General features: G+C 73.7%; 23 protein-coding genes. 11 read left to right on the forward strand and 12 right to left on the reverse strand.

Features of this window, described 5'->3' with window-relative positions; translation table 11 throughout:
• Positions 1–126: 126 nt before the first annotated feature.
• Genes HCJ92_RS09350 through HCJ92_RS09360 form a run of 3 tightly spaced genes read right to left on the reverse strand, consistent with a single transcriptional unit; the run spans position 127 to position 3,331 of the window.
• Complete coding sequence (locus HCJ92_RS09350; protein ID WP_167933013.1) at positions 127–948, reverse strand: TrmH family RNA methyltransferase; 822 nt, start codon at positions 946–948, stop codon at positions 127–129.
• On the reverse strand, positions 945–2,441 hold the full coding sequence (locus tag HCJ92_RS09355; RefSeq protein WP_209310908.1) for an HTTM domain-containing protein: 1,497 nt from the start codon (positions 2,439–2,441) through the stop codon (positions 945–947). The genes HCJ92_RS09350 and HCJ92_RS09355 overlap by 4 nt, the downstream gene beginning before the upstream one ends.
• Positions 2,438–3,331 carry a DUF5819 family protein gene (locus tag HCJ92_RS09360; protein WP_167933014.1) on the reverse strand — a complete coding sequence of 298 codons (894 nt, stop codon included), beginning with the start codon at positions 3,329–3,331 and terminating at the stop codon, positions 2,438–2,440. Before HCJ92_RS09360 ends, HCJ92_RS09355 begins: the two co-directional genes overlap by 4 nt.
• 816 nt (positions 3,332–4,147) lie before the next feature.
• Here HCJ92_RS09360 and paaA point away from each other — a divergent pair.
• From paaA to HCJ92_RS25580, 8 genes are all read left to right on the forward strand, one after another.
• Entirely contained in the window at positions 4,148–5,191 is a 1,044-nt protein-coding gene (gene paaA, locus HCJ92_RS09365) for a 1,2-phenylacetyl-CoA epoxidase subunit PaaA (RefSeq protein ID WP_167933015.1), read from the forward strand.
• A complete protein-coding gene (paaB, locus tag HCJ92_RS09370; RefSeq protein WP_167933016.1) occupies positions 5,188–5,472 on the forward strand; it encodes a 1,2-phenylacetyl-CoA epoxidase subunit PaaB in 285 nt (94 codons plus the stop codon). The genes paaA and paaB overlap by 4 nt, the downstream gene beginning before the upstream one ends.
• A gap of 89 nt (positions 5,473–5,561) precedes the next feature.
• Complete coding sequence (gene paaC / locus HCJ92_RS09375; RefSeq protein ID WP_167933029.1) at positions 5,562–6,257, forward strand: 1,2-phenylacetyl-CoA epoxidase subunit PaaC; 696 nt, start codon at positions 5,562–5,564, stop codon at positions 6,255–6,257.
• On the forward strand, positions 6,251–6,814 hold the full coding sequence (gene paaD, locus HCJ92_RS09380; RefSeq protein ID WP_167933017.1) for a 1,2-phenylacetyl-CoA epoxidase subunit PaaD: 564 nt from the start codon (positions 6,251–6,253) through the stop codon (positions 6,812–6,814). Before paaC ends, paaD begins: the two co-directional genes overlap by 7 nt.
• A 5-nt stretch (positions 6,815–6,819) precedes the next feature.
• Positions 6,820–7,893, forward strand: a complete 1,074-nt coding sequence (locus HCJ92_RS09385; RefSeq protein WP_167933030.1) for a 2Fe-2S iron-sulfur cluster-binding protein — start codon at positions 6,820–6,822, stop codon at positions 7,891–7,893.
• A 263-nt stretch (positions 7,894–8,156) separates the two neighbouring features.
• Positions 8,157–9,323: a pyridoxal phosphate-dependent aminotransferase gene (locus tag HCJ92_RS09390; RefSeq protein ID WP_167933018.1), complete on the forward strand. Its 1,167-nt coding sequence runs from the start codon at positions 8,157–8,159 to the stop codon at positions 9,321–9,323.
• 466 nt (positions 9,324–9,789) lie between these two features.
• Positions 9,790–10,863, forward strand: a complete 1,074-nt coding sequence (locus HCJ92_RS09395; protein WP_167933019.1) for a glutathione S-transferase family protein — start codon at positions 9,790–9,792, stop codon at positions 10,861–10,863.
• Positions 10,864–11,178: 315 nt separating this feature from the next.
• Complete coding sequence (locus tag HCJ92_RS25580; RefSeq protein ID WP_209310909.1) at positions 11,179–12,687, forward strand: VOC family protein; 1,509 nt, start codon at positions 11,179–11,181, stop codon at positions 12,685–12,687.
• A 141-nt stretch (positions 12,688–12,828) separates the two neighbouring features.
• On the opposite strand, the gene HCJ92_RS09410 is transcribed toward HCJ92_RS25580, so the two are convergent.
• Both HCJ92_RS09410 and HCJ92_RS09415 read right to left on the reverse strand, forming a co-directional pair.
• Positions 12,829–13,554: an SDR family NAD(P)-dependent oxidoreductase gene (locus HCJ92_RS09410; protein ID WP_167933020.1), complete on the reverse strand. Its 726-nt coding sequence runs from the start codon at positions 13,552–13,554 to the stop codon at positions 12,829–12,831.
• A 279-nt stretch (positions 13,555–13,833) separates the two neighbouring features.
• Complete coding sequence (locus HCJ92_RS09415) at positions 13,834–14,397, reverse strand: SCP2 sterol-binding domain-containing protein (RefSeq protein ID WP_245240730.1); 564 nt, start codon at positions 14,395–14,397, stop codon at positions 13,834–13,836.
• A 243-nt stretch (positions 14,398–14,640) separates the two neighbouring features.
• On the opposite strand from HCJ92_RS09415, the gene HCJ92_RS09420 reads away from it, so the two are divergent.
• Positions 14,641–15,846: a macrolide family glycosyltransferase gene (locus HCJ92_RS09420; RefSeq protein WP_167933033.1), complete on the forward strand. Its 1,206-nt coding sequence runs from the start codon at positions 14,641–14,643 to the stop codon at positions 15,844–15,846.
• A 181-nt stretch (positions 15,847–16,027) separates the two neighbouring features.
• On the opposite strand, the gene HCJ92_RS09425 is transcribed toward HCJ92_RS09420, so the two are convergent.
• The 3 genes from HCJ92_RS09425 to HCJ92_RS09435 form a co-directional block, all read right to left on the reverse strand.
• Positions 16,028–16,366 carry a rhodanese-like domain-containing protein gene (locus HCJ92_RS09425; protein WP_167933021.1) on the reverse strand — a complete coding sequence of 113 codons (339 nt, stop codon included), beginning with the start codon at positions 16,364–16,366 and terminating at the stop codon, positions 16,028–16,030.
• Between the two features lie 68 nt (positions 16,367–16,434).
• A complete protein-coding gene (locus tag HCJ92_RS09430) occupies positions 16,435–17,484 on the reverse strand; it encodes a hypothetical protein (RefSeq protein ID WP_209310910.1) in 1,050 nt (349 codons plus the stop codon).
• Between the two features lie 354 nt (positions 17,485–17,838).
• Positions 17,839–18,237, reverse strand: coding sequence for a winged helix-turn-helix transcriptional regulator (locus HCJ92_RS09435; protein ID WP_167933022.1), 399 nt, complete (start codon positions 18,235–18,237; stop codon positions 17,839–17,841).
• A 113-nt stretch (positions 18,238–18,350) separates the two neighbouring features.
• On the opposite strand from HCJ92_RS09435, the gene HCJ92_RS09440 reads away from it, so the two are divergent.
• Entirely contained in the window at positions 18,351–19,010 is a 660-nt protein-coding gene (locus HCJ92_RS09440; protein WP_167933023.1) for an FMN-dependent NADH-azoreductase, read from the forward strand.
• Between the two features lie 154 nt (positions 19,011–19,164).
• Here the strand turns inward: HCJ92_RS09440 and HCJ92_RS09445 are convergent, their stop codons facing one another.
• Positions 19,165–20,556, reverse strand: coding sequence for an NAD(P)-binding domain-containing protein (locus HCJ92_RS09445; protein WP_167933024.1), 1,392 nt, complete (start codon positions 20,554–20,556; stop codon positions 19,165–19,167).
• Entirely contained in the window at positions 20,556–21,968 is a 1,413-nt protein-coding gene (locus HCJ92_RS09450; protein ID WP_167933025.1) for an ATP-grasp domain-containing protein, read from the reverse strand. Before HCJ92_RS09450 ends, HCJ92_RS09445 begins: the two co-directional genes overlap by 1 nt.
• Positions 21,969–22,346: 378 nt before the next feature.
• On the opposite strand from HCJ92_RS09450, the gene HCJ92_RS09455 reads away from it, so the two are divergent.
• Positions 22,347–23,483 carry a glycoside hydrolase family 26 protein gene (locus HCJ92_RS09455; protein WP_209310911.1) on the forward strand — a complete coding sequence of 379 codons (1,137 nt, stop codon included), beginning with the start codon at positions 22,347–22,349 and terminating at the stop codon, positions 23,481–23,483.
• Positions 23,484–23,544: 61 nt separating this feature from the next.
• Here HCJ92_RS09455 and HCJ92_RS09460 read toward each other — a convergent pair whose 3' ends face one another.
• Together HCJ92_RS09460 and HCJ92_RS09465 are read right to left on the reverse strand one after the other, a co-directional pair.
• Positions 23,545–23,949, reverse strand: a complete 405-nt coding sequence (locus tag HCJ92_RS09460; protein WP_167933027.1) for a hypothetical protein — start codon at positions 23,947–23,949, stop codon at positions 23,545–23,547.
• Positions 23,950–24,167: 218 nt separating this feature from the next.
• On the reverse strand, positions 24,168–25,384 hold a 1,217-nt coding region (locus HCJ92_RS09465; RefSeq protein ID WP_209310912.1), incomplete at its 5' end, for a hypothetical protein.

Raw genomic sequence — 25,384 nt, forward strand, 5'->3', positions numbered from 1 at the left:
GTGCGCAGCCGCCGTGGGCTCTCCCACACCCACGCCGGCAGCCTCCACGCCGCGCGCCACCGCGCGGTGCGGTCCAGTGCGGTCCAGTGCGGGAGCGTGCGGGTCCGGCGCCGCGGGGGCGCACCGTCAGCCGGGCGGTCGCGCCTCCGAGGGGCCTCCCCCGGTGTCCGCCCCGGGGGCGCCTCGCCCACGGGGCTGCCGGGCGAGCCAGTGGTAGAGCGCCATCGAGACGCTGGTGGCGAGGTTGTAGCTCGACACCAGGGGCCGCATGGGCAGCGACACCAGGTGGTCCGCGCGCGCCCGGGCTGCGGCACTGAGCCCGTGGCGTTCCGAGCCGAAGGCGAGCAGCGCGTCGTCCGGGACGACGAGGTCCCTGATGTCGACGCCCTCCGGGTCCAGGGCGAACATCGGGCCGGTCGGCAGCTCGGCCACCTCGCACCTCGCGACGGGCAGCGCGTAGTGCAGTCCTGCGGCGGCACGCACCACGCCCGGGTTCCAGGGGTCGACCGTGCCGGTGGTCAGCACGCCGGCCGCCCCGGCCCCCGCCGCGAGGCGGATCACCGCGCCGGTGTTCCCGAGGTGCCTCGGGTTGTCGAGGACCACCAGCGGAGCCGTCCGTGCCCGGTCCGCCGGCGGCACGGGCGGCCTGGCCGCGAGCGCAGCGACCCCCGTCGGGTGGGGCCGCGTCACCAGGCGGGCGAGCTCGGCCGAGGTGACGTCCCGCAGCAGGGCGTCGAGCCGGGTCGTCAACTCGGGGGCCAGCTCCGCCGCGAGCGCCAGGGTCGCCGTCCGGTCGGTGGTGACGGCGAGCTGTACGGCGGCGTCGAAGCGCAGCGCGTGCTTCAGCGCGTGGAAGCCGTCGAGATGGACAGGGGCCGTTGGCCCCGGTCGTGCGGTGAGGCGCCGCCACTCGGCCGTGGTGTCGCCGGTCTCCTCCCGCGCGCTCACGTGTCCGGCCCCGGACGGTCCGAGGCGTCCGCCCGCTCGGCGGTCGCGTCGCCGGTGCGTGACTGGGCGGGCAGTCCAGCGGGCGGCCCGGTGGTCCCGGCGGCGGAGCCGGCGGTCGTGGTCGTGGTCGTGGCGTGCGCTGGTTCCGAAGCCGCCGTGACCCCGGGAGGAGCCGCCCCCGAACCGGTAACGGTGTCGGCCCGCGGGACGGCCGCGGCCGGCAGGGTCCCGCCGGCCGTCGGCTGCGCGGGGGAGACGCCCTCCGGGCCCTCCGGGTCGGGCTCGCCTCGTCGCCCTCTGCGCCCGGCGAAGCCGGACAGGGGCGCCGTCGCGCGCCGGGTCCGATAGCCCAGCCACAGCAGGAACGCGGTCGGCAGGAAGACGATGTCCATGGCGATCATGGCCAGGGAGAAGAACGGCAGTCCCATCAGCACCGCGATGCCGATGTGCTCCGCGATCATCACCGCGAGCAGGACGTTCTTGACCTTGCGGTTGAGCAGGGCGAACGGGAAGGCGACCTGGATGAAGACCGTCCCGTAGGTCATGATCATCACGAGGATCCCGTTGCCGGTGAGCGCCTGCGACAGTTCGGGGAACGGCGTGAAGTAGTCAAGGTTCATCGGGTAGTAGACGGCGGTGCCGTCCTGCCACCTGGTGCCCTGGATCTTGTACCAGCCGGCCGTCGCGTAGATCAGGCAGACCTGTGCCATGACGATCAGCAGACCCATGTTGTGCACGAGGTTGGCCAGGACGTCGAAGACCAGACGCGGCTCGCCCGGCCAATGACGCTCCACCACCCACCACGCGCCGAAGACGAGCCAGAGGCCCCAGAGGCAGAGCTGCCACACCCAGCCGTCGAGCAGCCCGCCCCCGGTCGTGACGGCGAGCGCGAGGCCGGCGACGGCCCACAGGGCGATCCCGGTCGGGTCCGGCCCGGGCTCCGGGGCTCGTCGCGCCTTTCGGCGTGCGTCGAGCGACCACACCTGGCCGCAGCGCAGCAGGACGAGGTACATGGCCATCAGCTTGATGACGTTGTCGCCGCCGTCCCCCATGAAGATGGAGCGGTTCTGGAGGGACAGCACCCCGATCATGAAGAGCACGGACATGACCCGGGTGCGCCAGCCGAGGAGCAGACCGACGGCGGCCAGTACGGCCATGAGGTAGACGAACTCGAACCACAGTCGGCCGTCGCTCCACATCAGCACGGAGAACGCGCCGCTGCCGGAGATCATCTGCTCGGCCAGGTCGAAGCCCCACGGGCTGTCCGGCCCGTACAGCTCGTGCCGGTGGGGGAACTCCCGGACGAGGTAGAACAGCCAGGTGAAGGCGAACCCGATGCGGACCACGGCGGTCTGGTGGGGGCCGAGCGCCCGGCGGGTGATGTTGCCGAGGCCGCGGGCGAGCGCGGAGTCGAACTTTTTGCCCAGATCGGCGAAGGGCGACGGCGGGGGGACGTCAGCCGTCCGTTCGGACGGTGGCGGGGGCGGGCTCATGACTCGCCCTCCTGGGCTTCGACGGTGCCGGACGTGGTCCGTCCGCTGTCCGGGGAGCCGGACTCCTCCCCGACGCTCCCGGCGTCACCCGCGGCGCTCTCGCCGTCAGCGGGGGCGCCGTTGCCGTCCGTGGGGTCGGTGTCGTCCGTGCTCCCGGCCTCGCGCGCCGGGTTCGGCGGCGGGAGGTCCGCGTCTCCCGCGAGACTGCCCCGGGGCAGGTCGCGTGGCAGGACGGTACGCCAGTCCTGCTCCTCGTGGATCGTCTCGGTGTTGACGGTGCGGTCGTCCCAGGGCGGGGTGGCGAGCGGAGTGACCGCCGACCTGAGCTGGAGACGGTTCACCGGTTCGATGTCCATGATCGTGCTGAGTCGGAGCAGGGCGATACGGTGGACGTAGACGGTGGCTCGTTCACCGCGGGCCCCGACCGGACGACCGTCCTCGTCGAGGGTGTTGGTGTAGCTGTCCCACCCGCGGCGCAGGGTGTTGTGGGCGGTGTGACTGGGGAGCAGGTTGTAGCGGATGCCCTCGATGTCCATCGCGGTGAGGCTGATCCAGTCGGTGGTCCGCACGCTACCGGTCTCGTCCTCGAACTCGGCTCGGGCCTCCACCGCGATGTCGGACTGGAGCGGGTTGGGGGCGAAGAGCTTCCAGTTCTGCTCGAACTCGGGGTTCGAGTAGCCGTCGCGGATGACGGACGCGTACTCCTTGGACAGGGTGTTGGCGGGCGCGACGTAGAGGAACCCCATGGCTATGTGCCAGAGGCCGAGCACCGTCACCAGGCCGACGGTCAGGGCGATGGTGATCCTCGCCGGCCACCCCAGGCGGGCGAAGACGAAGTTCTCGGTCGTCAGGGGGTCGGGGTTCGGCGACCGCTCGTCCGTACCGCCCACTGGTCGGGGTGCGCCAGCCGGCCGGTCACCGGGCGGCACGGCCCCGGCGCCCCCGGGCCCGGCATCCTGCGGGGGCGCCCCTGTCGCCACCCCGCCCTCGTCGGGGTGCGCCGGTGCGGCTGCTTCCGCCGCTTCCCGGGCTGCGGGGAGGGCGGGGCCCGCCGCCGCGCCACGCACCCCGGTTCCGGGGTCGTCTCCCCCGGTGGGCTCCTCAGGTTTCTCCGGTGGCTCCATGCTCTCGAACGGTCCCCCACGACTGCGGTTCCAGGTCCCTCCTGGACCACAGCACGGTACCGCCGATGAACCCGCCGCGTCCCCCGCCCTTCGGCCCTGACGGTGGCCGCCCGGCCACCCCGCGACCCGGCTCACGCGCCGGGCCCGTCACTGCCCCTCTTCGCAGGCTGTCCCGTCCGCGGACAGCTCCTCACCCTCTTGCTCCGCCCTCACTCTCCGCCCTCACTCTCCGACCACCACAACCCCCCAAACAACTACGGAGAGTCACGGCAACCATCCTGGCCACCGGCGGCACCCTTTGCGTACCGCTGAACGAGTGACTCCCTTGACACCGCCCGCGGGCCCACCCACCATTGAACCGAACGATCGGTCGGTCGGTCGGGATCGCGCCTCGGACGACAGCGACCGACCGCAGCGCAGGCCGGGCATCGACAACTCCACACGAACCGCAGCGTGGCTCCCACCGCCCCACCGAGGACGCCACGAGCTCGGCGCCCGCCAGGGCGAACCAGCCGCCAGGACCGCCGCGCCCGCCGCACCCCAACGCCGCACCCGCACAGACGCCGACGAGAGGGCCCGCAGATGACCACCGCCCCACCCGCGGAACAGCGGAGCCCCGGCCCCTCCGAATTGGAGCGCGCCTTCGACGCCGCCGTCGCGGCCGAGGAGCGCATCGAACCCCGCGACTGGATGCCGGACGCCTACCGGGCGACCCTCGTCCGCCAGATAGCCCAGCACGCGCACTCGGAAATCATCGGCATGCAGCCCGAGGCGAACTGGATCACCAGGGCACCGTCCCTCCGACGCAAGGCGATCCTCATCGCCAAGGTGCAGGACGAAGCGGGGCACGGCCTGTACCTGTACAGCGCGGCGGAGACCCTCGGCGTCAGCCGCGACGAACTGCTGGACAAACTGCACGCCGGCAGACAGCGGTACTCCTCGATCTTCAACTACCCGACGCTCACCTGGGCCGATGTCGGTGCCATCGGCTGGCTGGTCGACGGAGCGGCCATCACCAACCAGGTGCCGCTCTGCCGCTGCTCCTACGGTCCCTACGCCCGTGCCATGGTGCGCATCTGCAAGGAGGAGTCCTTCCACCAGCGTCAGGGGTACGAGCTCCTCCTTGCCCTCAGCCACGGCACCGAGGCCCAGCACGCCATGGCCCAGGACGCCGTCGACCGCTGGTGGTGGCCGTCCCTGATGATGTTCGGCCCCCCGGACGACCGGTCGGCGCACTCCGCCCAGTCCATGGCGTGGAAGATCAAGCGCCACTCCAACGACGAGCTCCGTCAGCGGTTCGTGGACATCTGCGTACCGCAGGCCGCATCGCTGGGTCTCACCCTCCCCGATCCGGACCTGCGGTGGAACGAGCAACGTGGCCACCACGACTTCGGCGCCATCGACTGGGACGAGTTCTCGCAGGTCCTCAAGGGCAACGGCCCCTGCAACGAGCAGCGCATCGACCAACGACGGCGCGCCCACGACGACGGCGCCTGGGTGAGGGAGGCGGCCTCCGCCCACGCGGTCAAGCGCCGGGCACGTGCCACCGAGCCCCCTGGCCCCCCGCCCGCCGTCAGCAGCCCCACACCCCGCCACGCCCCCCAGAACGGAGCCACCACCACATGACCACGCACTGGCCGCTGTGGGAGGTGTTCGTGCGCAGCCGCCGTGGGCTCTCCCACACCCACGCCGGCAGCCTCCACGCCCCGGACGCCGAAATGGCCCTGCGCAACGCGCGCGACCTCTACACCCGCCGGGGCGAGGGGGTCTCCATCTGGGTGGTCCCCGCCGAATCCGTCACCGCCTCGTCCCCCGACGAGAAGGACCCGTTCTTCGAGCCGTCCGGCGACAAGACCTACCGGCATCCGACCTTCTACGCGATACCTGAGGGGGTGAAGCACCTGTGACCGCCGGAAGCCCTCCCCCCGCAGCGCCCGCCGCCACCTCGCCGAGTGAACCGGCACGGCTCGTCGGCGAGGACGCCACCGCCGCGCTGATGCTCGGCGACGACGCCCTGATCCTCTCCCACCGCCTCGCGGAGTGGACCGGCCACGCCCCCGCTCTCGAAGAGGACGTCGCGCTCGCCAACATCTCGCTCGACCTGCTCGGACAGGCCCGCACTCTGTTCTCCCTCGTCGGGAACGAGGACGAGCTGGCCTTCCTCCGGGAGGAGCGTGCCTTCCACAACATCCAGTTGGTGGAACAGCCCAACGGCGACTTCGCGCACACCATCGCCCGGCAGCTCTACTTCTCCGTGGCGCAGGAGATCCGCTGGACGGCCGTCGCCGGCTCCCCCGACTGTCCGACCCCGATCCGCGAACTGGCCGCCAAGGCGGTCAAGGAGACGGCCTACCACCGGGACCACGCCTGGGAGTGGACGCTGCGCCTCGGCGACGGGACCGACGAGTCCCGCACGCGGATGCGGCGGGGAATCGAGGTGATGTGGCGCCACACCGGCGAACTGTTCGTGCCCATCCCCGGACTGCCGCTCGACGAACCCGCCCTCCGCGCCCAGTGGCTCACCGCGCTGGAGACCGTCCTCGCGGCGGCGACCCTGACGCTTCCCGAAGGCCCCGACGCCGACGCGTGGACCGCCGGCGGCGGTCGGCAGGGCGTGCACACCGAATCCTTCGGCTTCCTGCTCGCCGAGATGCAGCACCTGCACCGGAGCCACCCGGGGGCGACATGGTGACCCCGCGGACCGCCCCTCCCGACGACGCGACGCTGCGTGCGGCAGCAGCGACGGTGCCCGACCCGGAACTGCCGGTACTGACCCTCGCCGAACTCGGGGTCCTCCGTGAGCTGCGGATCGACCGCCCCACGGACCAGGACGACACCTCCTCGCACCCCCCCGACGCACCCCCGGCGGCCCGGGTGCGGGTTCGGGTCGACATCACCCCCACCTACACCGGGTGCCCCGCGCTGGAGACGATGGCGACGGACCTCGAGACCGCACTCCGGCAGGCGGGCGCCACGGAGGTCACCGTCCGCACGGTCCTCAGCCCGGCCTGGTCCACCGACGACATCACCGTGGAAGGCCGCCACAAGCTCTCTGCCGCGGGGATCGCACCGCCCCGGCCCACCGGGCACGCCGAGGGGGGCCCGGTCGGGCTGACGCTCACCATCCGTTGCCCGCGCTGCGGCTCCACCGACACCACGCTGCTGAGCCGCTTCTCCTCCACCGCGTGCAAGGCACTGCGGCGCTGCGACACCTGTCGCGAGCCGTTCGACCACGTCAAGGAGTTGTAGAGGTGATCTTCCATCCGCTGACCGTGAGCCGGCTCGACCACCTCACCGAGGACTCGGTCGCGGTGACCCTCGACGTGCCGCCCGAGCTGCGGGACACGTTCCGTCATGTGCCCGGCCAGCACCTCACGTTCCGCCACACTCCCGAGGTCGGCGAGGAGCTGCGTCGCAACTACTCCATCTGCTCGGCGGCACCCCCCGCCGACGCCCCGGGGCCGGCACACCTCACCGTCGGGGTGCGGCACATCGACGGCGGGGTGTTCTCGGCGCACGTCGTCAAGGAGCTGAAGGTCGGCGACACCCTGCACGTGATGCCGCCGACCGGCCGGTTCGTCCTGCCCCCCGCGCCGGGCCGGTACGTGGCGATCGTGGGCGGCAGCGGTGTCACCCCCGTGCTCAGCATGGCCGCGACGCTGCTGGCCCGGGAGCCGGCGGCGCGGTTCACGGTGCTCCGGTGCGATCGTTCCGCCGCGAGCACGATGTTCCTGGAGGAGTTCGCGGACCTCAAGGACCGCTGCCCGAGCCGTCTCCAGCTGGCGCACGCGTTCTCCAGGGAGGAGCAGCAGGCCGGCCTCGCCACCGGTCGCCTGGACGCCCCTCGGATAGCGGCACTCCTGCCGTCCCTGCTCGGAGAGACCCTGCCCGACGTCGCCGGCTGGTACCTGTGCGGACCGCTGGGGCTGGTGGAAGCGGCACGCGGCGCGCTGCGGGAGGCGGGGGTCGACCGTCGCCGCGTCCACACCGAGCTCTTCCACGCCGACGCCGCCCCCGCTGTGGAGCGCCCGCCGAAGGCGGTCACCGCCGCGGGCTCCCGGGCCACCGCCACGCTGGACGGCCGCTCGGGGACCTGGCCGATGCGGTCGGGTGAAACGCTGCTGGAGACCGTGCTGCGCAACCGTTCCGACGCGCCCTACGCCTGCAAGGGCGGTGTCTGCGGCACCTGTCGCGCGCATCTCGTGCGCGGCGAGGTGGGCATGGACCGGAACTACGCGCTGGAACCGGAGGAAGTGGCCGACGGCTACGTGCTGGCCTGCCAGTCCCGTCCGCTCACCGCCGAGGTGGCGATCGATTTCGACGCATGACGCGACGCCGGGGCCGCCCGCGCGGTGGAGGCGCTCACCACCGTCCCGACCGGTCCTCACCACCGTCCGCCCCACCCCGGCTCCGGCCCCTCGCCCGCGAGGCCCGCTGCCGAGCGGACGGCAACGGGAGGTCGCACGACGAACGCGGTGGCGTGCCCTCGCCGCGCCGGCCCGCGATGGAGGAGGATGGGCCGACCACGACGCGGGACCGCAGCGGGCCCCGCCGGCACGAGCGCCCCGCCGACCACGAGGACCGGTGAAAGATGAGCGACCGTCCGTTGCTGAACCGCAGGCTCGACGGCCTGGGCACCACGATCTTCGCGCGGATGACTGCGCTCGCCGCCGAGACGGGTGCCATCAACCTCGGGCAGGGGTTCCCCGACTCCGATGGGCCCGAAGTGGTCCGCGAGGCTGCCGTCCGGGCCCTCCGCGACGGGCGCGGCAACCAGTACCCACCCGGCCCGGGCATCCCCGAACTGCGGCAGGCGATCGCCGAGCACCAGCTCCGGTTCCACGGGGTGCGTTGGGATCCCGACTCCGAGGTGCTGGTCACCGCCGGCGCGACCGAGGCACTGGCGGCGACGCTGCTCGCGCTGCTGGAACCGGGTGACGAGGTCATCGCCTTCGAGCCGTACTACGACTCCTACACCGCCGGTATCGCGATGGCCGGCGCCGTCCGGGTGCCGCTCACCCTGCACGCGCCCGACTTCCGCCCCGACATCGACGCGCTGCGGGCCAAGGTCACCGACCGGACGCGTCTGCTGCTGCTCAACTCCCCGCACAACCCGACCGGCATGGTCCTCAGCCGCGCCGAGGCGGAGGCCATCGCGGAGCTCGCCGTCGAACGGGACCTGCTGGTCGTCACCGACGAGGTCTACGAGCACCTCGTCTTCGACGGCGAACACGTTCCGTTGGTCTCACTGCCGGGGATGCGGGAGCGCACGGTCTCCATCTCCTCCGCCGGCAAGACGTTCTCCTTCACCGGCTGGAAGGTCGGGTGGGTGACGGCCGTTCCCGCGCTCATCGCCGCGGTCCGCACCACGAAGCAGTTCCTGACGTACGTCAGCGCCGGTCCGTTCCAGTACGCGGTGGCCGAGGCGTTGCGGCTGCCGGACGCTTACTTCAGCGGGCTTCGGGAGGAGCTGCGCGCCCGGCGGGACCAGCTCTCCGCGGGACTGCGGGAGGCAGGCTTCACCGTGCACCCCTCCGCGGGCACCTACTTCGTCACCACCGACATCGCACCGCTCGGCGAGAAGGACGGCGTGGAGTTCTGCCTCGCCCTGCCCGAACGCTGCGGAGTGGTCGCCGTCCCCAACGCCGTGTTCCACGACGACGCGGAGGCCGGTCGCACCCAGGTGCGTTTCGCGTTCTGCAAGCGGCCCGAGGTCTTGTCGGAGGCCGTCGAACGGCTGCGGCGGCTGGCGGTCTGACACCGCAGGCGGGGCGTCGGCAGCCTGCTTCGGACCGGTGGGCCGTCCGCCACCGGTTGGTCGGCTCCCGAACGGGCATGCGGCCCGGAGGACACCGCGGCCGGCCGTGCCGGTCCGGTCGCCGCGCGCCCGGATGACCGGCCCGGATGACCGGGCCCGACGTCCGGCACGTCGCAGTGTGCTGCCCGCCGACGGCACGACGGCCCGCCCCCGGGTGCGCCGTCCCGCGGCGGGGCACCCCGGGCCGGGGACACCGACCCGGGCGGCGGCTGCCGGACCGCGTCCGGGTGCGCGACAGCGGGGTTCGGCCGACCGTGGAGGAGGGCGTCCCGTTCCGGTCCCGGCGAATGGCTGCACGGCCGCGCCGCGACCGGCGGGGACGCCACCTGAGACGGCGGACAGCCCGCCGGCGCGGACGACCGGCCCGTGGCGAGCCCTGACGACGAGCGAATGCGAGGAAAGCGCGATGACCGACGACCGGCAGACCAGCACCGGCCCGGACACCCGAGCCTCCGACAGCAGCAGCAGCGAGAACGACGGGAACACCTCTTACGGGCGGAAGAAGTTCAAGCGTTCCCGCAGCCACTTCGCCGACCGGATCACCGCCGACGGTCGCGACGGCTGGCCGGTGGAGCCGGGCCGGTACCGCCTGGTCGTGAGCCGTGCCTGCCCGTGGGCGAGCCGCGCGCTGGTCTCCCGACGGCTGTTGGGGTTGGAGGACGCCATCTCCCTGGGGGTGGCCGACCCGATCCAGGACGACCGCAGCTGGCGCTTCACCCTCGACCCGGACGACCGGGACCCGGTCCTGGGCATCGGGTTCCTCCACGAGGCCTACGACGCACGGGAGAGTGACTACCCGGGCGGCGTCAGCGTCCCCGCGATCGTCGACGTCCCGAGCGGGAAGCTCGTCACCAATGACTTCCAGCAGCTGACCCTGGACCTGGCGACGGAATGGGCCGGGTTCCAGCGCGCGGGCGCACCGGACCTCTACCCCGAGGCTGCGCGGGCGGAGATCGACGAGGTGATGGACGGTGTCTACCGGGACGTCAACAACGGCGTCTACCGGGCTGGTTTCGCGACCTCGCAGCGCGAGTACGAGACCGCGTACGCCGACGTCTTCCGCAGGCTGGACCTGCTGTCGGCGCGGCTTGCGGACCGCAGGTACCTGGTCGGGGAACACATCACCGAGGCGGACATCCGGCTGTTCACGACACTGGTCCGCTTCGACGCCGTGTACCACGGTCACTTCAAGTGCAACCGCAACAAGCTGTCCGAGGACCCGGTGCTCTGGGGCTACGTGCGCGACCTCTACCAGACCCCCGGGTTCGGCGACACGGTCGACTTCGACCACATCAAGCGCCACTACTACCGGGTTCACACCGGCATCAACCCGACGCGAATCGTTCCCGCCGGGCCGGAACTCTCCGGCTGGTTGACGCCGCACCACCGGGAGCGGCTCGGGGGTACGCCGTTCGGTGACGGGACCCCGCCCGGCCCGCCTCCCGCCGCCGAGGTGATCCCGGAGACCGCGCAGCCGTAGCGGGACCACGGCCGGCACCGCCCCGTCGCACCCTCCCGGTACCGCGCCGCGTCGCCGCACTCCGCACTCCGCACTCCGCACTCCGCCGACCCTGGGGCCGGCCGACCCGCCGCGTCGCCCGGATGGCGGTGGGAGCGCCGACGGTGGGCCGCGGGCTGCGGGGTGAGGCGCGCGCCCCATGGCAGACCGCCCGGGGCAGGCGGACGGCGCGATATGGACGTGCGGGCGCGTGGTGCCGTACCTAGGCTGACGTGACGGTCGGTCACGCGGCCGGACCCCCTTCGAGCGGCGGGCCGGGCGCGGAGAGGAGCGCACGTGCTGAGCCTGGACATGATCGTGCTGGGGTGTGCCGACGATCGTCGGGCCGCCGAGTTCTGGAAGTCGGCGCTCGGCTACGTCGAACGCGACCCGGACGACCCGGATGCCTGGGTGGTGCTGCTGCCGCCCGACGGCCTGGGTCCGGGACTGGCCATGGACGTGAGCGACCGCCCCGCGCCGGAGTTCCCCCACCTCCACCTCGACCTGCACGTCCGGGACGCCGCCGAGCAGCGGTCGGAGGTCGACCGCCTGGTGTCACTGGGCGCCGAGGCGGTGCCCTGGAAGCACTATCCGGCCGACGCCGATTTCGTGGTGCTGGCGGACACCGAGGGCAACCGGTTCTGTGTCGTGGACGGCTCGTCCGGCGCCGCGGTGCCGGGCGGACCGGACCACGGCGCCGAGACGCCCGACCGGCCGGCCGTGTCCCGTGCCCGGCCGGAGACGGCGGGGCCGGTGGCGGCGATCGTTCCGGAGGAGGCGGAGGACGGGACGGCGTCGGTGGCCCGACCGTCCGCGGAGCCGGCGCCCGGCCGTCCCGCGTCACCCGGCCCGGTGGCGCCCATCGCACCGGCAATCGCCGCCGGCCCGGGCCGTGCCCCGGGCCCGGAGCCCCGGGACGACGGGGGACGCTCGGCCGCCGGAACGGCCACCGCACCCGCCACCCCACCGCGCCCGCCCGCATCCGGACCGCCGGACGCGCCTCCCGGCCCCGTCACCGCACCGCCGCCGCCTGCGCACCCGCCCACCGCGGCGGGAGTCGGCGGAGGCTCCGGCATCGGCGGGCCGCTGTCCTTCCGCCCGGACGAGTCGGCGTTCGCCGGAGCGGAGCACCTCGACCCCGCCTTCGTGGCGGGATTCGACCGGAAGCAGGGCCGCCCCGACCCGGCGGCGGAGATCGCAGCGCTGCGCGAACACGGCATCGGTCCGCGGGCGACCGTGGTCGACCTGGGCTCCGGTACGGGGCAGTTCGCCCTCGCGGCGGCCCACGCCTTCGGCTCGGTGGTCGCGGTGGACGTCTCCCCCGCCATGCAGGACCACCTCGCGCGGGCCGCGGCGGCCGAGGGCCTCACCAACCTGCGCCAGGTCCGCGCCGGGTTCCTCGGCTACGAGCACGAGGGCGCACCGGCCGACGCCGTCCACACGCGGCACGCGCTGCACCAACTGCCCGACGTGTGGAAGGCGGTCGCGTTGCGGCGGATCGCCGACCTGCTGCGCCCCGGCGGGCTGCTGATTCTCACGGACCTGGTGTACGACTGCTCACCGGACGAGGCCGAGCCGCTGTTCCGGCAGTGGGTCGCCGGCGCAGCCGCCGTGGACCCGTCGGACGGATACACCGCCGAGGACTACGCCGAGCACCTGCGCACCGAGTTCTCCACGTTCCGTTGGTTGCTGGAACCGATGCTGGAGCGTTCGGGGTTCGAGGTACTGCGCAGCGACTACCGGGGGCGGGTCTTCGCCCGCTACCTCTGCCGTCGGGCCGACCGGCCGCCCCGCGCTGACGGCTGACGCTCGCCAGCCGGTCGCGGCACCCCCCAGGGCGCCCGTCGGGCCGAACGGGCGCACCGCGGGTGGGGTGGCGCACGCGGTCGCCCGCGGTGTGCGGGCGGCCGGGTGGCTCAGCGGGTCGCGGACGCGCGGCTGGGCGGGTCAGCGGGTCGTGTGGGCGCCGCCGTTGACGTGGATGGTCTGCCCGGTGATGTGGCGGGCACCGGGCGACGCGAGGAAGTGGATGGTGGCGGCGATGTCGTCCACGGCGCCGGGACGCTTGTCGTGAGTCTCCTCGACCAGCCCCTGGCGCCTGCTGTCGGTCATCCTGCCGTGGAAGAGGTTGGTGTCGTCGACGAACCCCGCGGCGATGACGTTGCTGGTGACGCCCTTCGGCCCGAGCAGGGAGGAGAGCACGACGTTCCAGGCCGCCAGCGCCGCCTTAGCGGCGCCGTAGGAGCCCGCACCGTGGTCGGCTCCGATGGCGCCGAGCGAGATGACGGTTCCGTTCGGAGAGGCGAGCAGCCGGTCGCGCACCGCGGTCGTGGTGAGGACGGCGGTGAGCAGGTTCTTGCTGATGGCTGCGTTCCACTCGGCGAGGGTGGTCTCCAGCCGGGAGTGGGCGGAGGCGGTGAACTCCGGCAGCCCACCGGCCGAGTTCACCAGCACGTCGAGTTCGTCGCCGATCGTCTCCGCCAGTCGCGCCACCTGTGCCGGGTCGGTGCTGTCGCAGACGACGCCCTCGGCGCCGCTCTCGTCCGCCGCCGACCGGACGCGGTCCTCGTGGCGACCGGTGATCACCACGCGGTCGCCGTCGGAGGCGAACCGCCGGGCCGCCGCGAGGCCGATACCGCTGCTGCCGCCGGTGATCAGTACGGTCCGTGCCATGGTCCGGCTCCCTAGGGTTCACCGCTGGGCGACCCACCTGACCGACATGGGGCGCGATGTCCGATTCGAGGCACGCTAGCACTCCGGTGCCGGCGGTCCCGCCGACGCACCGCGAGCAGAGGGTTGACCGCGTTCGGCCGAGCGCGACCAGGGGGCCGTGCGCCCCCGCGCCGCGCGGGTCATCCCGCACGACGGCTGCGTATGTCCGGGCACCGCCACGGCGGCCGTGCCCCGGCCGTGGGTCTCCGGCGTGTCGGGGAGCGTCCCGGTCGACGCGGCTCAGTCGACCGTCGGCACGACGAAGAGCCTGGACATGCCGGCCGCGAGCGCGAGGTCTCCCGCCACCCGCACCCGACGGGCCAGGTAGAGCGCGAAGGGGTTGGCGGCGCCCGAGGTCAGCCGGAGGAACTCCAGGTCGCCGAGGGTCAGGGTGGTCCGCGGCGCTGCCTCGGAGGCTCCCGCCCGGACGACGCACCGCCCGGCGTCCACCCTCACCTCGTAGGTCTCGGTGGTGACACCGGTGATCTCCCAGCGGACGAGCGCCGTGAGCTCTGCGGCGGCCTCCGCGCGGAGCTGAGAGGGCATCCGTGCGAACACCTCGTCCAACACCCGTTTGCGGAGCACCTGGTCGGTGGCGAGGTCGGCGACCTCCTCGTCCGTGAGGCGGCCGGCGAGCGCGGCGAACTCGGCGGGGGAGACGGCCGAGAGGTCCAGTTCGGCGAGCCACTGCCTGGTCATCGGCGCCGGCTGCCCCGTGCCCGGACCGGCCGCGTCGCCGCCGACGGTGTCGTCGCGGCCCGCGTCGCCGCCGACCGTGTCGTCGCGGGTTCCGTCACCGATCATGAACCGTCTCTGCCGTGCGCCCTGGGTCACGCGGGCGACCCTATGCGCCACGACCCGGCCGGACAAGATCGCCCGAAGCCGCGGGAGCGGAGCGCCCGACGACGGCAGCTGAGAGGCGGGACATCGGTGACCGCGACCAGCACGAGACGATACGTCTCGTACTATCCTTGGTGTCCCCCGTGACGCCCGCCGTACGACGCAGGAGGAGCCCCAGTGACCCGCCCCCGCCCCGCGCACATCGCCATGCTGTCCATCCCGGCGGTCAGCCACGTCTACCCGCACCTGGAGGTCATCCGGGAGCTGGTGCGACGCGGCCACCGCGTCAGCTACGCCAACGACCCACGGGTCGCCGAGCTCGTCACCGGAACCGGGGCCGAGCTGGTCCCCTACACCTCGATCCTGCCGGAGTCGGACTGGCCGGAGACCCCGATCGCCGCGATGGATCTCTTCCTCGACGAGGCGATCCAGGTACTGCCCCAGTTGGGACCGCACTTCACGTCCGACCGGCCGGACCTCTACCTGTCGGACATCGCCGGCGCCCCGTTCCGGGTCCTCGCCGAGACCCAGGGCGTGGGGCTGGTCCAACTGTCCCCCGCGTCGGTGGCCTGGGAAGGCTACGAGGACGAGGTGGGAGCGTGGCTACGGTCCCAGCCGGGTGCCGACGCCTACCAGCGCAAGGCCAAGGCGTGGCTGACGGCGACCGGTGCCGTCACGACGGACCCGGACGCGTTCCTCGGCCGGCCGCCGCGGAGCATCGCGGTCATCCCCCGGGCCATGCAGCCCGACGCGGAACGCGTCGACGCTTCCCGCTACTCGTTCGTCGGCGCCTGCCTCGGCGCCCGCGACTCCGCCGACGCCTGGCAGCGTCCGGAGGCGGCGGAGGGCCGCAGACTCCTGCTGGTCTCGCTCGGGTCGGCGTTCACCGACCACCCCGACTTCTACCGCACCTGCCTGGCCGCCTTCGGTGACCTGCCGGACTGGTACGTCGTGATGCAGATCGGCAAGCAGACCGACCCGGCCCTGCTCGGCGAGATCCCGGGCAACGTCGAGGTGCACTCCTGGGTGCCCCAGCCGGCCGTGCTGGCACACGCCGACGCCTTCGTCACGCACGCGGGGATGGGCGGCTCGAAGGAAGGGCTCCACCACGGGGTCCCGATGGTCGCCGTCCCGCAGGCGACCGACCAGTTCATGAACGCGGACCGGCTGGTCTCGCTGGGCGTGGCACGGCGACTGGACTCGGACAGCGTCTCGCCGGCGGTGCTGCGCGACGCGCTGATGGACGTGGCGGAGGACCCCGCCGTGCGGGAACGGCTGGTCGCGCTGCGAGCGGAGGCGCGGCGGGAGGGCGGCACCCGCCGGGCGGCGGACCTCGTGGAGGCCGAGCTTCCGCTCTCCCGCGCCGCCGACGGCTCGGTGCGGCTCGCCGACGGCGGCCGACCCGCGATCTGACCGGTCCCGGCCACCGGAGCGTCGCCGTGGGGCCCGGCCCGGGACCGGCGCCCGGCCGCTTGGCGGTCCACCGCCCGGCGGGCCGGGGATACCGGCCGGCACCGACCGGGACGGGGCGGCTCGGATCGCGTTCCGGCCGTCCGGACCGGTTCGCGCGGGCCCGGGGCGGGTCGGAGTGTGGTCAGAGCACGAACGGCTGCTCGTGGTCGCCCCGCATCGGCCGACCGGCGTCCGCCCAGGCCAGCATGCCGCCGTCGACGTTGGCAGCGTCGACACCCTGCTGGACCAGGTAGGCGGTCACCTGCGCGGACCGGCCGCCGACCTTGCAGATCACATGGACCCGGCCGCCGTCGGCACGGTCACTGATCTCGCCGAGGCGCTGCACGACCTCTCCCATGGGGATGTGCAACGCGCCCTCGGCACGTCCTGCGGCCCACTCCTCGGACTCGCGTACGTCGAGGAGCAGACCGTCGGCGGGCAGGGAGTCGACGGTGACGGTGGGCACCTGCATGAAGTTCATGCCCTGAACCCTACTCATCCCGACCGGGGTGGCGGCGTTGCTCCCTTCCCCCGTCGGACGCCTTCAGCTCAGTTCCCGTGTTCCCCATGGGAGCTCTGCCGACCGGCGTCGGGGTGGTCACCACCGGCCTCGGCCGCGCCGGCACCGTCCCAGCCGCCGTCCGTCTGGCCGGTGGTGGTGGTGGCGCCATGGTGCAGCCGGTTCAGTTCCGCCTCGCGCTCCGCGATCTTGCGGTGCAGATCGGCGGCGATCTCCTCCAGCAGGGCGTCGGGGTCGTCCTGCGCCAGTTGCAGCATGGAGCCCACGGCCCCGGCTTCGAGCGCCGCGGCCTCGACCGCGAGGCTCTCCTTTCGGGCAGCCAGCCACTCCAGCCGGGCGGCGAGCTCCTCGGCGCGGGTGAAGGGCGTCGGCTCGGGGGTGGGCCCCGCGTTCCACTCGTCGAAGAGCCGCTGCAACGCATCGACGTCACCACGGGCGTATGCCTGGTTAACGCGAGCCACGAAAGCGCCACGACGGCCGCGTTCCGTCTCGTCGGTCACCAGGTCCGGATGCGCCGCGCGCATCAGCTCCCGGAAGAGCTTGCGTGCCTGCTCGCCGGGGCGGACGCGCGGCGGCGGCTGGACCGACTGGCCGGTCAGCATCGCCACCGCGTCGGAGCGGATTCCCTCGGCCTCCAACCACCCCTCGAAGAGGCCGGGGAGCTGCGGCATCGGCAGCAGCTGCGCCCGCGCCTCCTCGGCGCGACGCCGGTCGGCGGGGTCACCGGTCTGCGCGGCGACGGTCTCCGCAATGAGCGCGTCCAGCTCTTCGAGCCGCTGATGCAGCGGGCCGAGGCGCTCCTCGTGCAACCGGGCGAAGTTCTCCACCTCGATGCGGAACGACTCGACGGCGATCTCGTACTCGATGAGCGCGGTCTCGACGGCACGGACCGCCTGCTCAAGCCGTTCGGTAGCGGCACGATCCGCCGCCTCGTTCTGCTCCGGTACCGCCGCGGAGGGTGCCGCTCCGGCACCGAAGGTGCCGGGGTACTGGGGCGACGTCTCCGCCTGACCCCCCACGCCCTCGGCGTGGGGGTCGCTGGAGCCTGGCCGGTGCTGTGCGTCTTCCGGGGTGGTCACGGGCAACAGGCTACGTGGCACACCGCAGGCTGCCACTTCGGGACCGTTCACTGCCGGACATCGCGCCCACGGCCGGCACCGGCCGACACTGTCGCCGCGTCCCCGCCGACCCGACCGGTCCCACACCTCACCGCGCAGCCGAATCGATCACCGGAGCGGAGTCGGTTCAGCTGCTCACTGGGCATTCCCTTCCGATGTTCCACGTGAAACATGCCCACAACGGAGAGCCTCAGGAGCAAGAACGGAACGGCCGATCCGGACCGGCACCCCAGCGGCGGACAGCAGCCAAGCGACTGCCGCAGACCCGACCCTCCCAGCCCTCGCCCGCTCCACCAGGGGCCGAAATCGCTCCCTTCAGCCCTTCCCCTTGAACTCCTCGGGACAGGCCGAGGCGCCGTCCGCGAGGTGACGGTCCGCCCAGCTGGTCAGCTCCAGCATCGCCGGCCGAAGCGCATGACCGGCGGCGGTCAACTGGTACTGGACCCGCAGCGGCGGCCCGGCGTCCACTTCCCGGGTCACCAACCCCAGCTCGGCCAGCTCCGTCAACCGATCGGAGAGCATGCGCTCACTGATGCCCGGGACAGAGCGCCGCAGCGTGGCGAAGCCGCCCGGCCCGTTGATCAGGGCAGCGATGAGGAGCCCGGTCCACCGCTTCCCCAGAAGGGAGAAGACCCGCTGTATGCCGTCCGCCGGCTCCCGGCACACACTTCCCTCGTCGGTGCCGGCCGCCCGTCGTGCCCCGATCTCAGTCATGGCCCCAGCCTACTGGAAAACATGATGCAGATGCAGAAAAGTAAGTCTCTGTGGTACTAATAGCAGCGCACCCAGTGAGAGCTACTCACTTATGGCATTGGAGGCACCACCCCATGGCAACGCTGCTGCACATCGACTCGGCCCTGGCCCGCGAGAACTCCGTCTCCCGCGCCGTGACCGCCAGCTTCCGCGAGGCATGGGAGGCCGTCCACCCCGATGGCACGGTCATCCACCGCGACCTGGCCGCCGAGCCGGTCCCGCACATCGACGCGGACGTCTACGGCGCGGGCTTCGTCCCCGCCGAGGAGCGCACCGCCGAGCAGCAGAGCGCCGCGGCCCTGCGCGACCAGCTGATCCGCGAGCTCGAGGAGGCCGACGCGATCCTCATCGGCGCGCCCCTCTACAACTACGCCATCCCCTCCACGCTGAAGGCATGGCTGGACCACGTGATCCTCCCGGGTCGCACCAGCGGCACCGAGAACCCCAGCGCCGCCGGCACCCCCGTCACGGTCGTCAGCAGCCGCGGCGGTTCCTACGCGGCGGGCACCCCGCAGGAGGGCAACGACTTCGCGGTGCCGTACCTGACCCACGCCCTCGGCACCGTGCTGGGCCTGAAGCCCGAGTTCATCGTGCCCGAGCTGACCCTGGCCCGCGTCGTCCCGGCGATGTCCGGTCTGATCGAGGCCGCGGACGCCTCCGCCGCCTCGGCGCACGAGGCCGCGTCCCACCTCGGCCGCGAGCTGGGCGGCAAGCTGGCCGGCGCCGCCGCCTGAACGGACTTCCCGAGGGGGGCACGTCAGGTCGCCGGACGGAACGGGGGCGTCGCACGCACAGTGCCGACGCCCCCGTTCGCCGTTCCCGCCCGACCGGCCGGCCGGCCGAGGCCGGGGAGCCGCCCACCGGGCACGCGACCCCTCCCGGGTGGGTTCAGCCGACCGGGCGGGAGTCCTCCTGCCCGTCGGTGACGTGCGGGGCGACCGCATGACGTGTCGGCGAGCCGTCGGGCCGTGCTCCCGCATCGCGCGGTGAGACGGGGCCGGCGGCACCCCGGGCCCCGGCGACGCCCGCGGCGCTGTTCGCACCGGGTGCGGCCGGCGCCGTCGTCGCACCGGCCGCCGAGCCGAGCGTGTCGAGGTGACGGCGCACACCGCGGACCAGTCGGCCCGCCGTGAACGTCGCCCCGTGCACGAACCGCATCGCGGGACCGAACGACGGCGCGCTGAGCAGGCCGGCGAAGAACAGTCCCGGCACCGACGACTCGAAGGCGGAGCCGAGCCAGGGCGCCCCGCACCCCGGCGTGGTCCGGACGCCGGCGCGCAGCGACGGCGAGAGCATCGCCAGCCGGTCCAGCTCGGGGACGAACCCCGTGGCGGCCACGACGTGCCCGGTCTCCATGGTGCGACGAGTGCCGTCCGGACCGGCCACCCGCAGACGGACCCCGCCGTTGGCGGCGTCCGCCGAGACGATGCTGCGGCACAGGAACGCGGGCACCACGCCCTCCACCCGGTCGCGGAGCCACCAGGCCCCGGCCGGCCCCAAGGCGGTGTCCGCGATGCGCACGCGCAGTGAGCTCGGGAGGCGCCGCACCGCCCAGGGCAGCTCGGACCACGCCCAGCTCGACCAGCCGGTGCCCAGCCCGGAGTGCGGCTCACGCAGGGACGCGAGGGGTGGCCGCCGCAGCGGCTGCGGCAGCGTGTTCCAGTTGATGCGTTCGGCTCGTGCCAGGATCTGCGGACGCGCGCCCGCCTCGGCGAGCAGCGCGGCGGTCTCCAACGCAGCCTGGCCCGCCCCGACGACGGTGACGTCGAGACCGAGGAAGCCGGAGAGGTCACCGTGGTCGCTGCTGTGCGAGGCGAGTTGGGGCGGCAGACCACGGAGCGGGCCGGGCCGGTTGACGAACGGCATGACCCCGATCGCCAGCACCACGGACCGGGCGCGGATCGTCCCGTTCTCGGCGGTCGTGACCTGGAAGCCGCCGTCCGCACGGGCGACGGAGGTCACGGTGACCTCCTCGACCCTCGGCTGCAACTGGTCCGCGAACCACATGCCGTAGTCGCTGAAGGTGCGGATCGGCAGCGGGGAGGCGTGCTCCGCCCGCAGGCCGCGCGGGGCGCAGTAGGCCGAGAGGGTGTGGCGCTGCCCGGGGTCGGACAGGTTGGAGGACCACGGCTCGGACTTGAGGAACATGCCCTCGGGCATGTGGTCCCGCCAACTCGCCATGGGTCGCCCCAGCACCCGGATGTCGAGCCCGGCTGCCGCGGCGTGGGAGGCGATGGACAGTCCGTAGGGGCCTGCGCCCACCACGACGAGGTCATGCATCAGTAATCCCCGCTCACTTTCCTTGACGTGCCCGTGGTCTCGGGCGTGTTCGACCTGGGGGCGGACGGCGGGGCCGGTTCGGCCCGCGCCGCGGTGGGACTCGGTTCGGGGGAGGCGTCGGCGACGGGCGCCCCGCCGCCGGCAGGGGTACGGCCGGCAGCACGTCGGCCGGTGGCCGTGGCGCGCACCGCGGGTGTTCCGACCGACGGCACCCGCCGCCCGGCACCGCGGTGGGAGGGGGCCGCCGGCCTGCGGACGGCCCCGGCCGAGGGCAGCGTGAGGCGCTGCGCCGCGCGCCGCGCGGTGTGCGCCGCCATGGCGAGGAAGGGCGCCAGATCGTCCGGCGCGAACCAGGCGGGTTCGATCGAGCGGCGGCCGGGGATCGGCGGCCGGGGCGCCGGACCGACGCGCCGGTTGCGCGCGGTCAGCAGCGCCGACACCGGGGCGTAGTTCTCGGCGACGAACATGCGGCCGGGCACCGGCCGGGTGTCGGGCACCGAGCGGCCGGTGAGGTCCAGGTGGAGCGCGCGCACGACGTCGATCCCCGAGAGGTCGGTGAAGAGCCGGAACTGCGCCCCGGGCCGGGGGTTGGCGTCCAGCAGGTGGTAGGCGCCCGTGTCCGGGTCCCACCGGAAGTCGAGGTCGAGGATGCCGCGGTACCCGAGCCGCTGCGCCAGCCGCATCGCGTCGCGGGTGAGCTGCGCGTGCGGCAGCCAACTGCCGGCGGCGGTGAGGCCCGCGCCGACGGGCCAGGAGAGCTCCTTCCGTCCGGTGCCGCCCGCCAGCAGCCGGCCGTCGGCCCCGAAGCAGCCGTGGAAGAACCAGTCCGCCCCGGGCCGTCCCGGGAGCAGCCGTTGCAGGAGCAGCGACGAGCCGGCCTCCGCCGAGCGCTCGTACAGGTTCAGCGCCTCGGCCTCGGAACGCACGGGTGTGGTGGAGCGCAGCCCGGCGTCCGGCGGGAGCCGCCAGGGGCGGCTCCACTTGGCGATCAGTGGAAGTCCGAGCCGCGCGACGGCACGCCGGACCTCGGCGAGGCTCTCCGGTTGCTCGGTCCTCGGGTGCGCAATGCCGAACTCCGAGCAGAGCGAGACGAGTTCGGACTTGTCCGCCAGCCGTTCGGGGAGAGCGGGGCCGACGTCGGCCAGCAGGAACCGGGAACGTACCCGCTCGGGAAGACGTGCGGCGAGCAGGGCGGCGCGGTCGTCCATGGCGATCAGGACCGCACGCCGACCGATGCGGGCGCCGGCGCGGTCCAGCGCCGCGACAGCGGCCTCGTCCGCGGCGGCCCGCGTCCCCGCCGACGCGCCGGGCATCGGGTGGGGCCGGTGGAGGTAGGCCGAGCGGGCGAGGGGCACCCGCGGCGACTCGGTGAACGCGTGCACCTCGACACCGGCGCGGCCGAGCGACCGCACAGCCCCGAGCGAGCCGTGGTGGAGGGGATTTCGATCGAGTCGGAAAATCAGCGCGGGAACTCCGGAATTCAGGGAGGGCACGCCTACGCATACTTCCCGACAATGACCCTGACGGGTGGACGACTCATCGTTCTGTCGTCAGAGAAGCGTTCGCACAGCCCAATAAGAAGATCGGCTGCTTATCATCTGATGAATCGCCCTATTCGCGGCGCGTCGCGCCGGCACCAGCACGGGGAGAAACGACCGAGCATGCTCACCGGTATCGCCACCCTCACCGCGTCCGCCTTTCTCGCGGCAGTCCTCCCGCTCGGCGCGGAAACACCGCGACCGAATCCGCCCGACACCCCGGGGAGAGCCGACGCCCCGGGGGCGACCGACATGACGAAACCGTCGGACCCGACCACGGCGCCCCCGCCTCCCGGCGCGGCCCCGGACGAACCCCCGGGGCCTCCCGCACCGAACCCCGAGCCGGCGGAGGAGGCGCAGCCTGCGGAAGCGACGGCGGAGGGCCCTTCCGGCGAGGGCGCGGCGCCCTCCGGGCCCGTCGCCGACGACGCCTTCGGCGTCTTCCTCGGCTCCGGCCCCGACGGCATCCGACGCGCAGCCGAGATGAGCCGGTGGCTCGGCGGCACCACGCTCAACGTGGGACGCACCTACCTCCCCGGCGACCTCTGGTCCAACATCGAGGGACGCCCGGAGTTCCTGCGGCCGTGGGCCGAGTGGCGGGCGGAGGACCCCGACCGGCTCTTCGTGCTCAACGTGCCGATGGCGGAGCGCAACGAGGCCGCGGTCCCCGACCACGAGGTCCGCCGCATGCTGCGGGCCGGCGCGCGAGGCGCCTTCGACGGCCACTACCGCCTGCTGGCGGAACGACTGGTCGAACTCGGCCTGGGCGACACGGTGATCGTCCTCGGCTGGGAGATGAACGGCTCCACCTACACCCACCGGTGCGCCCCCGACCCCGCCGCGTGGAAGCAGTACTGGCGCTCCGTCGTCACCACCATGCGGGAGGTCCCCGGGCAGGAGTTCCGCTTCGACTTCGCGCCGAACCGCGGAACCGACGCCATCGGCTGGGCGCACTGCTATCCGGGCGACGACCATGTCGACATCATCGGAATGGATTCCTACGACCAGCCTCCCGGCGAGGACTTCGACGACCACGTGCGCCAGCCCTACGGCCTCCAATACCACGTGGACATGGCCGCCGCCCGGGGGAAGCCGATCTCGTTCCCCGAATGGGGGCTGTTCCGCAACGGCGACAATCCCGAGTACATGCGCAGAATGCTGGACTGGATCGCCGAGCACCGACCGGTCTACCACAGCATCAGCGACTACTGCCCGCACGGTGTCTGGCGGTGCCGCGGCAACGCCGCGTCGGCCGAGGTGTTCCGCGACGCCCTCTCCCCGGCGTCGGTTCCCACCTCGGAACCGCCCGCGCCCGACGACGCGCCCGGCCCGCAGGACGCCCCCGGGCCGGAGACCGCGGAATCGGCGGGTCCGGAGCCGGACCGCTGATCGCGCGGCCGGGCGGGGCGGGCGCCGGTCGGCGCTCCGCTTCGGGCCCGTGCCGGGGCGTTCAGTCCCAGACCACGGACCAGATCCGCGCACCGGGCGGCACCCCCGGGACCTCGGCGTAGGTGTCGACCAGCCCTGCCACGGGGCCGCCGGACTCCCATCCGGCGATCCACCGCTCGACCTCGCTCTCCGTCGCCGTGGTGCAGACAGCGAGCGCCTCACCGGCGAGTTCACCGGAGGTGAGCGTCTCCGAGTGCAGCTGGACACGGACCCAGGCGACCTCCGGCATGGCCTCCACGCCGCGGGCCGCCTCCGCCAGTTCCGCGAGCGGCGGGCGGCCGTAGCCCCACTGGTTCGGCGCGATCGACTGCTCCTGCTCGTTCCCGTCGAAGAACTCGGCGAGCGTGAGCAGCGGCATGACCCCGTAGGTGTCCGCCCGGTCCACCACCTGCGATGCGGTCAACATACGAGCATGGTGGCACGCGTCCACGACGACGGCCCGCCGCGGCGAACGGGGCGCGGATACGGCGGATACGGCGGGTCCGCTCGGAGCACGACGGAGAGCGGGAACGCGCACGCCGCAGCGGACCAGCCAGGACCGGCCACCGGCCCCGGCCACCGGCGCGCCGTGGTCGGGGAGGTCCCGACCGTGGAACCGGTCGAGCGCGCGGACCGCCCCGTCGGTCAGCCGGTGAGCTCGCCGACCGGAGCGGGCGTCGGAGCGGGCAGCGTCGCCGTCTCCGAGCGGCGCGACAGGACGGCCTCGACCCGCCCGGACTCCGGCGCCCCGGACTCGACCGGGCGGTGCTCCCGGCGGTGGTGCCGCACCAGCAGCGCCAGGGCAGCGAGCAGCGTGCCGCTGGCGGCACCCACCCCCGCCGCCGCGGCGACGGGGGGCGAGGACGGGGTCGAGGGCGGCTGCGCCGCCGCGAGGACCGCGAGCCGCGTGCCCGTCATGGACTCGGCTTCGTTGCCGTAGGCGACCAGTGCGGGGGCGACCCTGTTGGCGACGGCCGCCGCCGCCGCGGGGCTCCCGGCCGTCCCGGTGATCTCGACGACCGGGGCGTCCGGTGACGAGGCGGCCCGCACGGTGCCCGGCAGGTCACCCAGCGGCGAGAGGACGGCTGGCTCGGCGGCGATCCGGCCGTAGACCTGAGCGAAGCCGACGACGGCCGCGGGGTCCGTGCCCTCGGACGCCCGGACGACGACGTGGCCGCGCGCCTCGTACTCGACGGGCGCCAGCATCCCGTGGCCGAGCCCGGCCACCAGTCCGGTGGCGAGCCCGGCGACCATCAGCCCCCACGCCGGAGGCCGCCAGGAGCGGCCACGCGGCGCCAGCCGTCCGAGTCGCCGCCGGGCGTCCGCCCGCACGGCGCGGACGGAGGCGTCGGTGACGCGGTCGCCCCCGTCCGGCCGCCCCGCTTCGGCATCGCGGGATGACGAGGACGCGGCAGGGGGGCCGTCCGCTTCGCGCGTCGTACGAGTGCCCCGCGGATCCGACGCACCGTGGCCGGTCGGACCGCCGGGCTGTGCCGTCGGCGCCGTGCCGGGATGCGGCACGACCGGGGCGGTGTTCGTCCGACCGGTGCCGTCACCGGCCGCGGGTGCCGCTTCGTTCTGCTCGCCGCGCGCCACCACGACGGCCGACACGACCGGCACCAGGGCGGTGGAACCGCCCGGCCCGGCGAGGTCGCGGGCGTCGTCGCGTCCCCGCGTCGGGAAGAGCCTGCGGACGGCCCGCCATCCCGTGGCCATCGGCCGGGTCAGACCCAGGGTGCGGGGTCGGCCCGGTGCCGCGTGACGCCCGCGTGTCGGCGGCGCGACCCCCGCGCCGGTGCCCCCGTCCGCTCGAACGGCGGCGCTGCGACGCTCCACCGTCGCCGCGCCCCCGGGGGTCGCAC

Source organism: Streptomyces spiramenti (assembly GCF_012034385.1).
Lineage (GTDB): Bacteria > Actinomycetota > Actinomycetes > Streptomycetales > Streptomycetaceae > Streptomyces > Streptomyces spiramenti.

Excerpts from the sequence above, each read along its gene's own strand:
- HCJ92_RS09435 (WP_167933022.1), bottom strand. The coding sequence starts at position 18,237 with ATGACTGAGATCGGGGCACGACGGGCGGCCGGCACCGACGAGGGAAGT.
- HCJ92_RS09460 (WP_167933027.1), bottom strand. The coding sequence starts at position 23,949 with ATGTTGACCGCATCGCAGGTGGTGGACCGGGCGGACACCTACGGGGTC.
- HCJ92_RS09390 (WP_167933018.1), top strand. The coding sequence starts at position 8,157 with ATGAGCGACCGTCCGTTGCTGAACCGCAGGCTCGACGGCCTGGGCACC.
- HCJ92_RS09425 (WP_167933021.1), bottom strand. The coding sequence starts at position 16,366 with ATGAACTTCATGCAGGTGCCCACCGTCACCGTCGACTCCCTGCCCGCC.
- HCJ92_RS09445 (WP_167933024.1), bottom strand. The coding sequence starts at position 20,556 with ATGCATGACCTCGTCGTGGTGGGCGCAGGCCCCTACGGACTGTCCATC.
- HCJ92_RS09440 (WP_167933023.1), top strand. The coding sequence starts at position 18,351 with ATGGCAACGCTGCTGCACATCGACTCGGCCCTGGCCCGCGAGAACTCC.
- HCJ92_RS09410 (WP_167933020.1), bottom strand. The coding sequence starts at position 13,554 with ATGGCACGGACCGTACTGATCACCGGCGGCAGCAGCGGTATCGGCCTC.
- paaC (WP_167933029.1), top strand. The coding sequence starts at position 5,562 with ATGCTCGGCGACGACGCCCTGATCCTCTCCCACCGCCTCGCGGAGTGG.
- HCJ92_RS09420 (WP_167933033.1), top strand. The coding sequence starts at position 14,641 with ATGCTGTCCATCCCGGCGGTCAGCCACGTCTACCCGCACCTGGAGGTC.
- HCJ92_RS09415 (WP_245240730.1), bottom strand. The coding sequence starts at position 14,397 with ATGATCGGTGACGGAACCCGCGACGACACGGTCGGCGGCGACGCGGGC.
- paaD (WP_167933017.1), top strand. The coding sequence starts at position 6,251 with ATGGTGACCCCGCGGACCGCCCCTCCCGACGACGCGACGCTGCGTGCG.
- paaA (WP_167933015.1), top strand. The coding sequence starts at position 4,148 with ATGACCACCGCCCCACCCGCGGAACAGCGGAGCCCCGGCCCCTCCGAA.
- HCJ92_RS09355 (WP_209310908.1), bottom strand. The coding sequence starts at position 2,441 with ATGAGCCCGCCCCCGCCACCGTCCGAACGGACGGCTGACGTCCCCCCG.
- paaB (WP_167933016.1), top strand. The coding sequence starts at position 5,188 with ATGACCACGCACTGGCCGCTGTGGGAGGTGTTCGTGCGCAGCCGCCGT.
- HCJ92_RS09395 (WP_167933019.1), top strand. The coding sequence starts at position 9,790 with ATGACCGACGACCGGCAGACCAGCACCGGCCCGGACACCCGAGCCTCC.
- HCJ92_RS09455 (WP_209310911.1), top strand. The coding sequence starts at position 22,347 with ATGACGAAACCGTCGGACCCGACCACGGCGCCCCCGCCTCCCGGCGCG.